Source organism: Paenibacillus sp. TSM33, from assembly GCF_056099025.1.
On the sequence record NZ_JBLZXB010000010.1, the window covers coordinates 450,906 to 465,467 of the forward strand.

11 protein-coding genes and 1 riboswitch are annotated in these 14,562 nt (G+C 47.1%); of the genes, 10 read left to right on the top strand and 1 reads right to left on the bottom strand.

Going from position 1 to position 14,562, the window contains the following annotated elements; all coding sequences use genetic code 11:
• Positions 1-3 precede the first annotated feature (3 nt).
• The 10 genes from ACN6NF_RS05900 (at position 4) to ACN6NF_RS05945 (ending at position 13,829) form a co-directional block, all read left to right on the top strand.
• Positions 4-1,383 (top strand): lipopolysaccharide biosynthesis protein, encoded by a 1,380-nt coding sequence (locus ACN6NF_RS05900; protein ID WP_113050677.1) that lies wholly within the window; start codon positions 4-6, stop codon positions 1,381-1,383.
• A 22-nt stretch (positions 1,384-1,405) separates the two neighbouring features.
• Positions 1,406-2,245, top strand: coding sequence for a glycosyltransferase family 2 protein (locus ACN6NF_RS05905; RefSeq protein ID WP_474316038.1), 840 nt, complete (start codon positions 1,406-1,408; stop codon positions 2,243-2,245).
• Complete coding sequence (locus tag ACN6NF_RS05910) at positions 2,232-3,419, top strand: glycosyltransferase family 4 protein (RefSeq protein ID WP_474316041.1); 1,188 nt, start codon at positions 2,232-2,234, stop codon at positions 3,417-3,419. The genes ACN6NF_RS05905 and ACN6NF_RS05910 overlap by 14 nt, the downstream gene beginning before the upstream one ends.
• Positions 3,416-4,564 carry a glycosyltransferase family 4 protein gene (locus ACN6NF_RS05915; RefSeq protein WP_016821251.1) on the top strand — a complete coding sequence of 383 codons (1,149 nt, stop codon included), beginning with the start codon at positions 3,416-3,418 and terminating at the stop codon, positions 4,562-4,564. Before ACN6NF_RS05910 ends, ACN6NF_RS05915 begins: the two co-directional genes overlap by 4 nt.
• Before the next feature lie 28 nt (positions 4,565-4,592).
• Positions 4,593-5,693: a glycosyltransferase gene (locus tag ACN6NF_RS05920; protein ID WP_165080446.1), complete on the top strand. Its 1,101-nt coding sequence runs from the start codon at positions 4,593-4,595 to the stop codon at positions 5,691-5,693.
• Between the two features lie 5 nt (positions 5,694-5,698).
• Positions 5,699-7,027 carry a UDP-glucose dehydrogenase family protein gene (locus ACN6NF_RS05925; protein ID WP_474316045.1) on the top strand — a complete coding sequence of 443 codons (1,329 nt, stop codon included), beginning with the start codon at positions 5,699-5,701 and terminating at the stop codon, positions 7,025-7,027.
• Positions 7,028-7,761: 734 nt separating this feature from the next.
• Positions 7,762-9,138, top strand: coding sequence for a sugar phosphate nucleotidyltransferase (locus ACN6NF_RS05930; protein ID WP_016821248.1), 1,377 nt, complete (start codon positions 7,762-7,764; stop codon positions 9,136-9,138).
• A gap of 155 nt (positions 9,139-9,293) precedes the next feature.
• Positions 9,294-9,375: riboswitch (cyclic di-GMP riboswitch) on the top strand.
• A 13-nt stretch (positions 9,376-9,388) separates the two neighbouring features.
• On the top strand, positions 9,389-10,990 hold the full coding sequence (locus ACN6NF_RS05935; RefSeq protein WP_474316047.1) for a glycosyl hydrolase: 1,602 nt from the start codon (positions 9,389-9,391) through the stop codon (positions 10,988-10,990).
• A 48-nt stretch (positions 10,991-11,038) separates the two neighbouring features.
• Positions 11,039-13,333: a hypothetical protein gene (locus ACN6NF_RS05940; RefSeq protein WP_474316049.1), complete on the top strand. Its 2,295-nt coding sequence runs from the start codon at positions 11,039-11,041 to the stop codon at positions 13,331-13,333.
• A gap of 313 nt (positions 13,334-13,646) precedes the next feature.
• Complete coding sequence (locus ACN6NF_RS05945) at positions 13,647-13,829, top strand: hypothetical protein (protein ID WP_474316053.1); 183 nt, start codon at positions 13,647-13,649, stop codon at positions 13,827-13,829.
• Positions 13,830-13,880: 51 nt separating this feature from the next.
• Here ACN6NF_RS05945 and ACN6NF_RS05950 read toward each other — a convergent pair whose 3' ends face one another.
• Positions 13,881-14,249, bottom strand: coding sequence for a helix-turn-helix domain-containing protein (locus tag ACN6NF_RS05950; RefSeq protein WP_474316054.1), 369 nt, complete (start codon positions 14,247-14,249; stop codon positions 13,881-13,883).
• Between the last annotated feature and the right edge of the window lie 313 nt (positions 14,250-14,562).

Below are 14,562 nucleotides of genomic sequence, written 5' to 3' on the forward strand. Positions count from 1 at the left end.
GCTGTGCAAAACTTACAAGCATTATCCGCACCTGTCCGGACACTATGGTCCACGGTGATTCGGTTTGCCAAAAGCAAGGATAACAGCTCTGCAGCAGTAAAAACGATGATATTCAGTATGCTGATTCTCGTCGTGAATATGCTGACTGGTGTGCTGACGGCACGATTCTTGGGTCCTACTGGACGCGGGGAACAGACAGCGATGGTGAACTGGTCCCAATTTCTTGCCTTCTGCATGAGCTTCGGTGTTCCATCTGCATTGATTTACAATGCCAAAAGGAAACCTGAGGAAACGGGTAAGCTGTATGGTCTGGCCTTGCTGCTGGCTACGGTATTCGGGGGAATGGCGACACTCGTCGGAGTATTTCTAATTCCTTATTGGCTGCGCTCTTTTTCTTCATCGGTCATACTTTTCGCGCAGTGTTCTATGATGATGTGTCCGCTCATAGCGATTTCACAGATCAATAATGCATTGCTTCAAGTTCGCTCGGAATATAAACAATACAATTTATTCCGGTACCTGGTACCACTAAGTACACTGCTGGGTCTGGCGATTCTGATCCTGACGGGGACGATGAATCCGTACACCTCAGCATTGGCTTACTTACTGCCAGGCTTGCCGATCTATATCGGTGTCACGATACGAATGATTCGGCTGTACAAACCAAAGGTGAAGAACAGCTGGACGCAATTTAAAAATCTCTTTACCTACGGTATGGGTTCATACGGGAATGATCTCATGGGGCAGGTTTCCACTTACATTGACCAGATTTTGATTGCAGGTCTGCTCAGACCTGCTGATCTCGGTTTATATGCGGTAGCGGTCAGCCTGGCCCGGATGGTGAATGTATTTTCAACCTCGATCATTGTCGTGCTGTTTCCCAAAGCCTCTGGTCTGGATAAGGAAGAGGCGGTGGCCATAACATTTCGGGCATTTCGAGTGACTTCAACGGCAACCTTTTTGGCTGCGGTGATGTTAATGCTGATTGCTCCGTTCGTATTTACATTGTTATATGGTCAAGAGTTTAAACAAGCGCTTACGGTATTCCGGTTTCTGGTGCTTGAGGTTGCTATCAGTGGAGGTACCATGGTGCTGGCACAACAATTTATGGCGTTGGGTAAGCCCAAACTGGTTACCATTCTACAGGGTGTCGGATTGGCGCTCGTCATTCCATTGCTGTCCATACTCGTGCCGAGATATGGATTGACGGGTGCAGGGATAGCAATGCTGTCTTCGGGGATTTTACGGTTCGTTTTCATTTTATGTAATGTTAAGTTCGTTCTAAAAATGAAAATTCCAAGACTGCTTATTTCCAAACAAGATTTTCAATGGCTCCGATCAACGATGTCACACTACATCCGGAAAAAGCCAGTTAACGGTTAGATAAAGAAGGAGGCACCCGCTAATGAACCACATGTCTAGCGTTCCCGCGGACAACCGGATATCCGTAGTTATTATCGCTCAGGATGATGGCATTCGAATTACAGCCGCCATTAAATCCTGTCAGCCCTTTGCGGACGATATCGTCGTCATTGACGGAGGGAGCAAAGACAATACGATTCAGGTAGCTGAATCATTGGGCTGTCGGGTGTTTTCCAACCCATGGCCTGGTTATGCCAAACAGCGCATGTTTGGTGTTGAAAAAGCGGAATTTGATTGGATTTTCCTGATTGATACAGACGAAGTAGTGGATGCAGAGTTGCTTGGTGACTTGTTGAAAGTAAAGGAAACGCTCCACGATCCGGCCAAGGCATATTCCGTATTTCGCATTGGCGATTTTCTTGGCAAATGGATGAACAAAGGTGAGTATTTGGTTCGTTTGTATAATCGGCGAATTTATGGCATTACGAATAGTCTTGTTCATGAAATGCCAGATGTAGCCTCTTCCCAGATCATCCATCTGGAGGGCGTTTTATGGCACTATGGCTTCCGCAGCATCAGCGATCATATGACCCGTTTTAACAAATATACGGATCTGGAAGCAGAGACGGCATTTAACAAAGGAAGATCCTTTCGGATTACCAGACTGTTGTGGAGACCGCCTGCCCGCTTTGTACAGAAGTATTTTGTTCAAGGCTTATACCGCAAGGGGTTGGCGGGTTTTGCCGTAGCCGTTTTCTGGGTGATGTATGAGTTTCTCGTCTGCTTCAAGCATTATGAGTTAACCAAGCGGCGAAAAAAGATTGAAGTTGTGGATGGCGGACAAACCGAGAAGAAAGGAGAAACCAGCTATGTCGTACAATAACGGATTTCGTATTGCGGCAACAGGGTTGAGCTGGCCGTCCTTGCAGCCAGGGGGTCTCAACACATATTTCAAATCCATCTGTGAGCAGCTTACGCTAGAACGCAATACGCTAGATGCTCTTATCTGTAGTGATGAGCAGCCTCAGGCGCCTGAACGCATTCGTATTCATTCAATTGGCAGCAAGCAGCAATCCATCTGGAAGCGCCGAGAGTTGATGCAAAAATATGCAGCAGAACTGTTCGACAAGCAACCGATAGATGTGTTGTATTCCCACTTTGCTCCCTATAGTGTCGGACCGGCACTGGAGGCGAAAAAAAGAGGAATCCCAGTCGTTACCACCTTCCACGGACCGTGGACGGAGGAAATGAAGATTGAAGGACAGGGAATTAAGCATTTCTTAAAAACAACGTTGGCCAAATCCATTGAAATGAAGGCTTATGGTCTGGCGGATAAATTTATAGTCCTAAGCGAGACTTTTCGGGATATTTTACACGAGCACTATAAAGTTCCACTTAGTAAAATTCATATTATTCCTGGTGCGGCGAATGTAGAAAGGTTCCATCCGGCAGAGGATCGGGAAGCTATACGGAAGCGGCTGAATTTGCCACAAAATGCGACGATTGTGCTAACCGTTCGTCGTCTTGTTAATCGCATGGGTCTGGTACAGCTACTCGAAGCATGGCGACGAGTAACTGAGCGTCATCCTGATCATCTGCTGCTGATCGGTGGGAAGGGCCCTCTGATGGAGGAATTGGCTTCCAAGGTGGCGGAATACAATCTTCATAACCACGTAAGGTTGCTTGGTTATGTGTCGGATGAGGAGCTACCATTGTACCATCAAGCCTCGAACTTGTTTGTTGTGCCAACACAGGCGCTAGAGGGTTTCGGTCTGATCACCGTCGAGGCGATGGCCTCGGGACTACCTGTGCTGGCTACCCCTGTAGGCGGCAACAAGGAAATCTTAAGAGGATTCCGTCCCGAGCTTTTGTTCCAGGGGACGGACAGTGAAGCCATGGCTGAAGGGCTGCTGCGTGTGCTGGATCATCGTGAACTTCTACCGAATGCAAGGGAATGTCGGGACCATGTTCTGAGCAGATACACATGGGGACATGTAGCAGAGCAGGTAGAAGAGGTGTTCCGACAGGTCCTTGACAGAAAGGCGGCGGCGAAATGATGAGAGTAGCTTATATTGACCATACGGCAAGATGGAGCGGCGGCGAAGTCGCTTTGTATAACATCCTGACGAATATCGGGGAACATATCGACCCGCTCGTTATTTTGGCGGAGGAGGGCGATTTGGCAGATCGGCTTCGGCAGCGTGATATTGATGTGCGTATCGTTCCACTAGATGATTCGATTCGCAATCGGGGACGAAATGCCGTTAATCTGGGTGCACCTGCAGCAGCCTTTCGGTTGCTGGCTTACGGCAGAAAACTTGCGCCATTGCTGCGTGAGGAAAAAGTCGTGTGTGTGCACACAAACTCACTCAAATCTGCACTGTATGGTGCAGTAGCCGCCAAATCGGCGAAGCTGCCGTTGATCTGGCATATCCGTGACCACATCGGTCCACCGTATCTGAAGCCGATTGTAGCCAAAGGGATTCGGCTCATGTCCCGCTTTTTGCCTAACGGTGTGATTGCCAATTCCAAATCCACGCTGAGTGCATTGGAATTACCCCCGGACAAAAAGACGCTCGTCGTCTACTCCGCTTTTGCCAAAGCAATTACGGCTCGTGATTCGGCTGCGCATTTGCGTGGCGATGACTCGTTTAACGTCGTATTGGTCGGCAGATTGGCGGAATGGAAGGGACAACATATTTTATTGGAAGCGGCACGTTCTTTTTTACCAGATCAGCGTGTGAAATTCTGGCTGGCTGGAGATGCGTTGTTCGGAGAAGAGGAATACAAACAACGATTGGAATCCACGATGCGCGAATATGGGTTGACCAACGTCAATCTGATGGGACACGTCGATGACATTCAGGGTCTGATGCAGCGCTGTGACCTGCTAATTCATACTTCCATTACACCGGAGCCATTCGGTCAAGTCATTATTGAGGGCATGGCTGCAGGTTTACCAGTGATCGCTTCAAACGAAGGTGGTCCCAAGGAAACGGTGGTACCTAATGAAACCGGACTGCTCATTGAACCGGGAGACCCGGCCAAGCTGGAAGAAGCCATCCGCTGGATGCTGGAGCATCCACAGGAACGTCAGCAGATGGGTGAGAGAGGGATGGAACGGGTCAAGAAACATTTTGTCATCGAGAACACTGTTAAGGATATAGTTCATTACTATAAGGGTTTGTTGGCAGGAGTCTGACCGACATTCGCGTTAAAGGATGATTCAGATGAAAATAGCGATAGCACATGATTACCTAATCCAAATGGGCGGAGCGGAAAGGGTAGTAGAGGTATTCCATGATATGTATCCGGAGGCTCCCATCTTCACAACGGTGTTCAGCGACGAGCGCCTGTCGCGCAACTTGAAGGATGCGGATATTAGAGCCACTTGGCTACAAAACATCCCAGGAGTGAAGACCAATTTCAAAGGAGTGCTGCCGCTGTATCCCATCGCTATCCGTGATTTTGATTTTAGGGATTTCGACATTGTTTTAAGCTCCAGCAGCGCATTTATGAAAAGCATCCAGGTACCCAAACATACGTTTCACATTTGTTACTGTCACACACCGATGCGGTTTGCCTGGGATTACGATACATATATGGCCCGGCAGTCCAAATCCAACCTGCTCAAAAATATGCTAAAGCTGTACATGAACAGGCTGAAAACATGGGATGCCAAAACTTCTCGCAACGTAGACCAGTTTATCGCCAATTCTTCCGTCGTCAAACGGAGAATTCTGCACTATTACCAACGGGAGGCAGATGTTATTTTCCCTCCTATCAATACATCCCGTTTCAAACGTGCTACAAGCATCGGTGACTATTATTTGATCGTATCCCGATTGGTGTCTTACAAGCGCATTGATCTCGCGATCGAGGCATTCAAACGTAACGGTCTCAAGCTGCGCATCGTTGGCGAAGGACCGGATCGTAAACGACTCGAAGGTATGGCTGCCCCGAACATTGAGTTCCTCGGCAGACTTGAGGACGAAGAGGTTAACAAGTTGATGGCCGAATGTCGGGCGCTTGTCTTTCCGGGGGAAGAGGACTTCGGTATTACGCCTTTGGAGGCGAATGCGGCCGGGCGGCCAGTTATCGCTTTTCAGGGCGGGGGAGCGCTGGATACGATTGTTCCTCAGGTGAACGGCGTATTTTTCCGCAAGCATCAAGTAGACGATGTGCTGGAGGCCGTCGCAAAGGTTGAGCAACATGCATGGAATGTGGACGATATCATTACCCATGCTCGCAAATTTGATGAAGATAACTTCAAGGATCAATTGAAAAAGTATGTAGAACAAGCCTATGTGAACTTTCTAAAAGGAGGATGAACGGAATGAAGCTGGCTGTAATCGGTACTGGATACGTTGGACTCGTCTCGGGTGTGTGTTTTGCGCAAAAAGGTAATGAGGTGATTTGTGTCGATCTGGAGCAGTACAAAATCGACATGTTGAACCGGGCAGAATCTCCGATTTATGAACCGGGTATTGAGGAATTGATCGCGTTGAATCTGGAAGCTGGCCGTTTGGAGTTCACCTCGGATTTGGCCGATGCGGTACGTCGCTCGGATATTGTCATTTTAGCGGTAGGTACTCCTTCACTGGCTAACGGCGAGGCGAATTTGTCTTACATTGAACAGGCGGCCGCTGATGTCGGCAAAGCCATGAACGGGTACAAGATTATTATGACTAAGAGTACCGTACCTGTCGGAACGAACGAAAAGATTAAGGATGTAGTGGCTCGTCATACGAGCCTGTCGTTTGATATTGTATCTGCGCCGGAGTTCCTGAGAGAAGGTTCAGCCATCAATGATACGCTTCATCCCGATCGCATCATTATTGGTTTGGACAATGCAGGTTTGCGTGAAACGATGGTCACCCTGCATCAGGTGTTCACAGATAAAATCTATGTAACGGATATCCGCAGTGCTGAAATGATCAAATATGCCTCCAATGCGTTTCTGGCAACTAAAATTTCGTTTATTAACGAGATTGCTAATATTTGCGAAAAGGTTGGCGCGGACGTTACCTGTGTGGCTGAAGGTATGGGCATGGACAAACGGATCGGTTCCTCCTTCCTGCAAGCAGGGATCGGATACGGGGGCTCTTGCTTCCCGAAAGATACGAATGCGCTCATCCAAATTGCGGGTAATGTAGACTATGAATTCAAGTTGTTAAAATCGGTGGTTGAGGTGAACACCGACCAGCGCTTTATGATTGTATCCAAGCTGCGTGAATCGCTGGGTCAGCTAAACGGCGTATCGATTGGCATTTGGGGCCTCGCCTTCAAGCCTAATACAGATGACATCCGCGAAGCTCCAGCACTGGAAATCGTAGAAACGCTCATTCAGGAAGGTGCTATTGTCAAGCTGTATGATCCCATTGCTATGGATAAATTCAAGGAGCGCGTGGATCATCCGAATATTAAATGGTGCTCCTCCCCGCAGCAAGCCGCCGAAAGAAGCGATGCTGTGTGCCTGCTGACGGATTGGGAAGAGTTCAAAGAAGTTGATCTCGTGCAACTGGGCTCTATTCTACACAAGCCAGTTCTGATTGACGGTCGTAACGTATTCACCGAGGAACAGATTCAAGGCTCTGGACTGGAATACTACTCCGTGGGTCGTCCGCGGATGAGTGGGTGGAACAGAGATAAAGTGGAAGCTTAAAAGTGACAGATTAAAAAAGTGACTGTGGGCGGTGGGGGAGACGCTACGCGTTCCATTTGATCTTCCGATCGCTGTTGCAGTGGGATTCTCTGGATTATATAAAACATTCCAAGGTAAGAATCCCATTGCAAAGGCGAACGCTAGCGCTTCTCCAGATTCAAATGGACCGCCTGCTTTTATCGCACAGAGTCACGATTCTTAATCTCCCATCTTATGGGATGGGAGGAGGAAGGGCGTATCGGAAGGAGCGGCACAGTTGAAGCCGCTCCTTCCGATTAAGGCGCCATGCGCTGTACCGCAGCGCCTCCTGTGGAGCAAGCCTACCATGCGGATACGCTATGTTGCTCCTGGAGCAAAGCTGCCATTGCGGTAGTCGAAGGCAATCTTAGCAAGGTGTTACGAAGCCTCGATTACTAGAAGCTTGCAAGCAAGGCAGGCAAACGCCGAGCTCCCGAACGTTTTTTACAGGCTGACCGGACTTAATAATGTCCGGTCGTGCCTTTTGCACCACAAGGTATGATCGATATGATGCATTTTTGAGTAGCGCAGGGATGGATTTGAATCTGAAGAAGCGGAGCGGTCGCCTGTGCCGTGGGATTCTTACATATAGATGTCTTACACAATCCGAAGAATCCCACGGCACAGCGATCGTAAGATCAAATCCAGCCCGTAGCGGGCTACTCAACCTTGCCTCATCCGATCGCCCACACATTATAGAGAGGAAGTGGAGAGTTATGAAGCTCGTACTTTTGTCTGGTGGTTCCGGTAAAAGATTATGGCCGTTATCCAACGATTCCCGTTCCAAACAATTTTTGAAGGTGCTGGAGAGCCCGGAAGGGATTTCGGAATCCATGGTGCAGCGGGTATGGAGACAATTGGGAGACAACGGACTATCCGAATCCTCGTTTATTGCGACAGGGAGAGCGCAGGTTGAAATGATCCAGAGTCAGGTCGGACCGAATACGCGCATCATAGTTGAGCCGGAACGCAGAGATACCTTTCCTGCGATTGCGCTGACAGCGACTTATCTATATTCCATTGCGGGTGTTTCGCCTGATGAAATTATAGCTATATTGCCTGTAGATCCTTATGTAGAGGATGCTTTCTTTGCTTCCGTAGCCCAACTGGAACATACACTTCAGGAGAGTGAAGGCAAGCTTGCATTAATCGGGGTTGTCCCTTCCTATCCTTCAGAGAAATACGGTTATATTATTCCGAAAAACGATGCCACTCAAGGTAGCACAGGCTATCGCGAAGTGAGCCATTTTCAAGAGAAACCCGACCGGGAGCAGGCGGAGCGTCTGATTGAACGCAATGCTCTATGGAACTGCGGGGTTTTTGCATTCAAATTAAGCTATTTGCTGGATATCCTGGCATCCAAGGGTTTGCCGCTGAATTATGAAGAAATGCAAAAGCAATACGCATCTCTGGAGAAAATCAGCTTTGACTACGAAGTCGTTGAGAAAGAGAAGGACATTGTTGTTCTTCCCTATGATGGTTTTTGGAAGGATTTGGGCACCTGGAATACGCTCACAGAAGAAATGTCTAATCAGCAAGTGGGCAGAGGTGTAGTAACGGAGGATTGTGTCAATACAAGCCTTATTAATGAGTTGGACATTCCGGTAGCGATCATTGGAACGAATGATCTGATTGTAGCCGCTAGCCCAGATGGTATTCTTGTGACCAATAAGGCAGAAAGCCCACGCATCAAGGAAGTGCTCAAGGCTCATGATCAGCGTCCAATGTATGAAGAACGTCGTTGGGGGCAGTATCGAGTTGTAGACTATGTAAAGTATGACGAGGGTAATGAGGTACTGACCAAACGAATCCGCGTACACAAAGGTAAAAATATCAGCTACCAGCTTCACTTCAAACGAAGCGAAATCTGGACCATTATTAGCGGCGAAGCGGAAATTATTTTGAATGAGAAGCTGCACAAAGTGAAGGCCGGTGACGTAGTCCGTATCCCTGAAGGAACCAAGCATAGTATTTTGGCTGTAACCGATGTGGATTTTATAGAGGTGCAGACTGGCTCTGAGTTGGTTGAAGAGGATATTGTACGCTTTTGCATGGATTGGAATGAAATTGCCCGTCATCAATTTATCTCATAATCGTTTTCGTAAAAACGAAATAAAGAAGATTTGATGAAAATTTATAACCCAAACTGTCGAAATTGGGCGAAAACCTGTAAATTCATGAACATGACCTATTAAATTTTGGTAAAAAAAAGTCGATACTTAGGTTAAGAAGGAATCCAAACTCCTTCCAACGATAAACGCAGCCCTGTCGAAAGGCAGGTACGCAAAGCTAAAGGGCCTTCCCGTAAGGATGGCAGCCTGGCTACCGAAAGGAAGAGCAAAAGTGAGATTCAATTTTATTCCTCTGTATCGACTGATACGTCATGTACTCCCCGTAGTTATAATTTTTTCTTTGTTTCCCGTCGGATTTGGTGATTCTCTGTCTGTGGTGAATGCCGCTTCATTACAACCTGTTAATTCGGACGCTTGTACTCAGGCCCGTGAACTATACAATTATTTACTCAGCATCTCTGGAAAGAAAACAGTCACTGGTCAGCATGATTATTTGGAAAGTCCAGATGAATTAAGCAACAAGGTCCAAAAAATCAGCCAGGCGTATGTGGGTCTGCACGGCTATGAGATGGGAGCCATCTCCGGTCAATCTGACGCTACAGAAGCAGCACAACGTAAAAATGTCGTCGATAGCGCTATTCGTTGGAGCAGAGCAGGTGGCATTGTGACGATGACTTTTCATGAAGCGCTGCCGGGTAGACCGCTGACTTGGGCCAATGTGCAGGCCAAAGTAAGTCAGGCGGAGTTCAATAAATACGTCACGCCAGGCACTACGCAGTATAACCTCCTCATTGCCGATCTGGATAAGGTCGCTGTATCGTTAAAGCAGCTTCGTGATGCAGGGGTTCCCGTATTGTGGAGACCTTACCACGAAATGAATGGTGACTGGTTCTGGTGGGGAAACAAAAACAATTTCAATCAGCTATGGAATATCATGTACGACCGTTTTGTTAACACGCATCAATTGAACAATCTGCTGTGGGTGTGGAGTCCCAATGCTCCCAATTCCTACACTGTCCCGTATACCCCAAAATATCCGGGGGATGACAAAGTGGATATTTTGGCAGTAGACATCTACAACAATGATTTTAAGCAAAGTCATTATGATGGACTGCTCGAGTTGGCACGGAATAAGCCGATTGCCATTGGCGAGCACGGTGAGATACCTAGTTCTGAGGTGTTGCAGGCTCAGCCAAAATGGGTGTATTCCATGACTTGGGGCAAGATGCTGACCGAGAATAACACAACCACTCAAATACAGGATTATATGAACGATGCGAAGAGTTTGACACGGGATGATGTGAAAAATGGGCTGGCTGCAATCCAACAACCTGGGACAGATGTACCGACCTTACCGGATGAGGGACAAAGTGAGCCTCTCCCAGCTTCACCAGTAGTGATTGCTCCTCCAGCTCCGACTCCTCCTTCCGTTCCTGATGTAGTATATGTGAACGGGCTGCGAGGCGAATATTTCAACAATATGAATTTGAGCGGCAGTCCTGTTTTGATCCGTACAGACAGCAAGCTGGACTACAACTGGCGCGCCATTGCTGCTGATCCAAAGGTAAATGCCGACCAGTTCTCGGTTCGCTGGACGGGTAAAATCAAGCCGCAATACTGCGAGACCTATACGTTCACAACCATATCCGATGATGGTATTCGTGTATGGGTGGACGGCAAGTTAGTGATCGATAGTTGGTTCAAACAAAGCTGGACAGAGCGAAAAGGCAGTATTGCTTTGGAAGCAGGTAAAATGGTAGATCTAAAAGTAGAATACTATGATGAAAAAGGCGATGCGATGGCACGTCTGATGTGGGAAAGTCAGCATGAAGCGAAAGCGGTGGTTCCCGGAAACGCTTTGTTTCTTCCTTGATAGATACTCTTTCCCGGTCAAAAATTTTGAGGAGAGAGGGTGTATCATATGATGAAAAAATGGTTGACCCATAGGTATACGGTCGTATTATCCGGATTACTAGGGGTCGCAGCTCTAGCCATGATCGCTTGGTTTATATACACGCCTTCAAAAAGTGTAGAATTGCAGACAGATAAGGTAGCGGCGGCCAGTCCAGTATGGAAGCTGGGCCAGAGGGATGACTCTTCAGCGGAATTTAAAGGAGTGGTCGGTAGGGATAATATCGAAATTTCTGTAGCAGCAGCTTCTACCGAATCATCTGCTAAAGGAACATTATCGGCGTTATCGGAAGCAGAGAGTACAACAGTTCCGGTATTGCTCAGCAGTGGAGATATTCCTCCCGGTTTGAATGCATCTACGAATCCAGAACTAACACTTCAATATAAGCTGAATCAGGTTCCTCCCAATGGTATGATATTCCGTGTTCGGATTTTGGATGCGGGCAAAGCTGTGCCGCAGATGGCTGTCTTCTCAAATCATCAGTTGTCCGGAATCATTCAGATTGCGGGGGTATCCGGTACTGGGAGTACCTATAATTTCAAAAACAACTACGAGCTGTATATCCCCAAAGAACAATTGCAAAGCGGTGTTAACGTACTCAAGCTAAAGACAGCGCGCTGCCTATACTGCTCCTCTGCGGAAGATAAAAATGTGTGGTGGACTTGGGATGACTTGAGCTTGGAGACGTTAGCTTCCCCTGCGTCCGAACCGGTACATGGGAAATATATACTGACTGGTACGAATGTGAATAATAAAGAATTTTATTATGATCAGGGTGCAGTTAAGCATCTACCATACGTTCTCAAATGGCTGGGAATTGCTTATAGCGGCAACGTCATGAGGGTAACCTGTGCCAGTAATGTAGGTAAGGCATGCACAGACGTGGACGATTACTATCAAACGTTAAAGCAGTATAATATGCAATCGTCTGCTTTGTATCTATACACAGGTGATATTAAGCTGCAAAAAGATGGTACTCTGCCAGAGACGGCCAAGCAAAAGTTGCGTGATTATGTAAAAAAATACGGTTCATACCTTCAATATTATGAAGTAGATAACGAACCTGGATTGTTTAATCGCTCCAAGGCGGTAGACCTGGCTGTGGCTAAATGGTTGAATACGGAAGGCAAGCAATTGGCACCGCATCTCAAAACCGTAGCGCCGGGTTGGGCCTACTGGCCGACATACTCTACCAAGGCGTGCAAAAATCAAACCGGAGGTACGCAAAAATGCGGTGATCCCGATGGATGGGAACGGGACCCGGCGCAGCGTAAACAGCTGGAGGAAGTCACCGACCTGACCAACGGACACGCCTACGGTGAATCGTATAATGAAGAGGGCGGGGGCAGCTTCGTTCAGAATTTGAAAACCTTCGGTGGTTCGAGCAACGGACTGGCGAAAAAGATGTTAAACACGGAGTTCGGTACTAATGATACGCATCGAGACAATCCTGATTATGGGGCTAGTCAGCCGCAAGCAGCGGCATTCGATCGGATTATGCGATCGCAAATCGGGTTTGCCGATATGTTTATCCAGCACGCTGCTTTTTATAAGGATTACACGCTGTTTAAAACGGGCTTTGATCTGCAAAGTCACAACCCAGCTAACACGGAAATTTATCCGTTTGGTCAAGGACAGGACACTCGCGTTAAAATTATGAGACGGTTGAGTCTAGCCTATGCCACGCATGGCAAACCGCTGACTTATACAATCCTGAATCCAGAGGAGACCAAGGATAAGATGGTCTATGTTCGCGCGGTGGATACATCCAAGCTTAAACCGCTAGCAGGTAGCGGCGCTACCTCGAACAAATTGCTGGTGAACTTAGTGAATTTCGAATCCACTACGCAGACCGTTCGTGTGCGGGTAACGATGCCGAAGGCTGGTTTGTACACGGGGGAACGTTTTGGAGCGGGTTCCACCTACACTCAGGCGCAGCGTTCCATATCAGGGCTGAAGGCTTCTCCTGCCCTTGATTTTGAAGAAAAGCTGGGTCCTGGCGAATCGGTACAATATATTTTGGAATTAAAAAGTACAGATCAAACCACGGCCTCTGCCCCAACAGAGGTAAAAGCAGCCTCTATTCAGGATGGGGTGGTAAAGATTAATTGGCTTCAAGCAGAAGGCATATCTTCCTATGATGTGTTGCGTGCTGACCGGATAGACGGTGCCTATCAGGTGATTGCCTCGCAAGTAGAAGGAAGCACGTATACGGACCGCACCGTAAAAGCTGGAAGTCATTACGTCTACAAAGTCCGAGCGACCGGAGGTACTCAGGTTTCTCAGGCAGCCGAGGTTGCTTAGTTACACTGGCATGCATATAGGACCTTACTTAATGAATATCCAACATCATTCCGAAAGAAAGCAAAAAAGAACCTATCAGGAGAAAATAGGACCTGACAGGTTCTTTTTTATTTGTAAATCGTTCTGAATTGCCAATACTTTACGTATAATGGAGAAAAAAATAAGAAAATCCTTTAATATTCTCGTCATAAGACGACAACATTGCAGGTATGTATTCATATATAATAGTTTTGTTCATGACTATACATACATGGTTTGTAGGGAATCTCTTTCTTTCCGGTGACCAAGACTAATAAAGAGAGGTTAGTGCTGAATGAACAAGGAAACAGAATTAGGGGGAAATGGCCCTCTTCTTCGAGACAACGCACGGAAAGCAGGCAAAGCAGCCATCCACTTGGACATCCGGAACGTTTTGCTCCAATGTGGTATCACGACACCAGAATGGCTGGAGGGCGACGCTGATAGAACTAAATGCCAGAAGGACAAGCACGTATAATTTTCAGTTGCTGGTCCTACTTGAGCCAAACATCAAGCAGCGGCGCTTTCTTTATTCCATCATTCGTTCCATTCGAACAAATGCGATAAAACGTTTGGCTTCTTCCTCAGACAAGGTGCGTCCGTCAATCGTTAGGTTAAAACGTTGCAGGATATCCTCGTCGGACAGTTCAAGCTGATCCACAAATTCCCTCACATCTGAATCCAATATGGCTGTCGGGTGGCTCGTACGTCCCACCAAATAATCGATGGTTACCTCGAAAATATCAGCGAGCTTGGTCAGGGTCTCAAAGTCTGGCTTGCGTCTATTTTTTTCATAGTGAGAAAGAGCCGCCCGCGTAATTCCGAGGGATTGCGCTAATTCCTCTTGTTTTAATCCCTTTTGTTCTCGTAATTCAGCGATGCGGGTTCCATAATTCATCTGTTTTTCCTCCTGAAGGCAAGGTTAAGAAAGGTAGAAAAGCAATTTTACGCTTGACAAGATACGTTTTGTATCATAAATTAATTATGAAAGTTACATAACGTATCTTTATTTCGTAGTGTTCACTTATATCTTCATTTATATACTCTACGAGGCCAACGATATTGAGCATGGTGTGCTTATTCGCTGGCTAGACCTTCTATGCGCTATTATACAACATTTTACTATAGATTAGAGGGTCATGCATCGTTCTTTTCCCCGTCATGCAGAGGATCAGTACAAGCGTTATTCCATCGAAAACAAGTCAATCAGG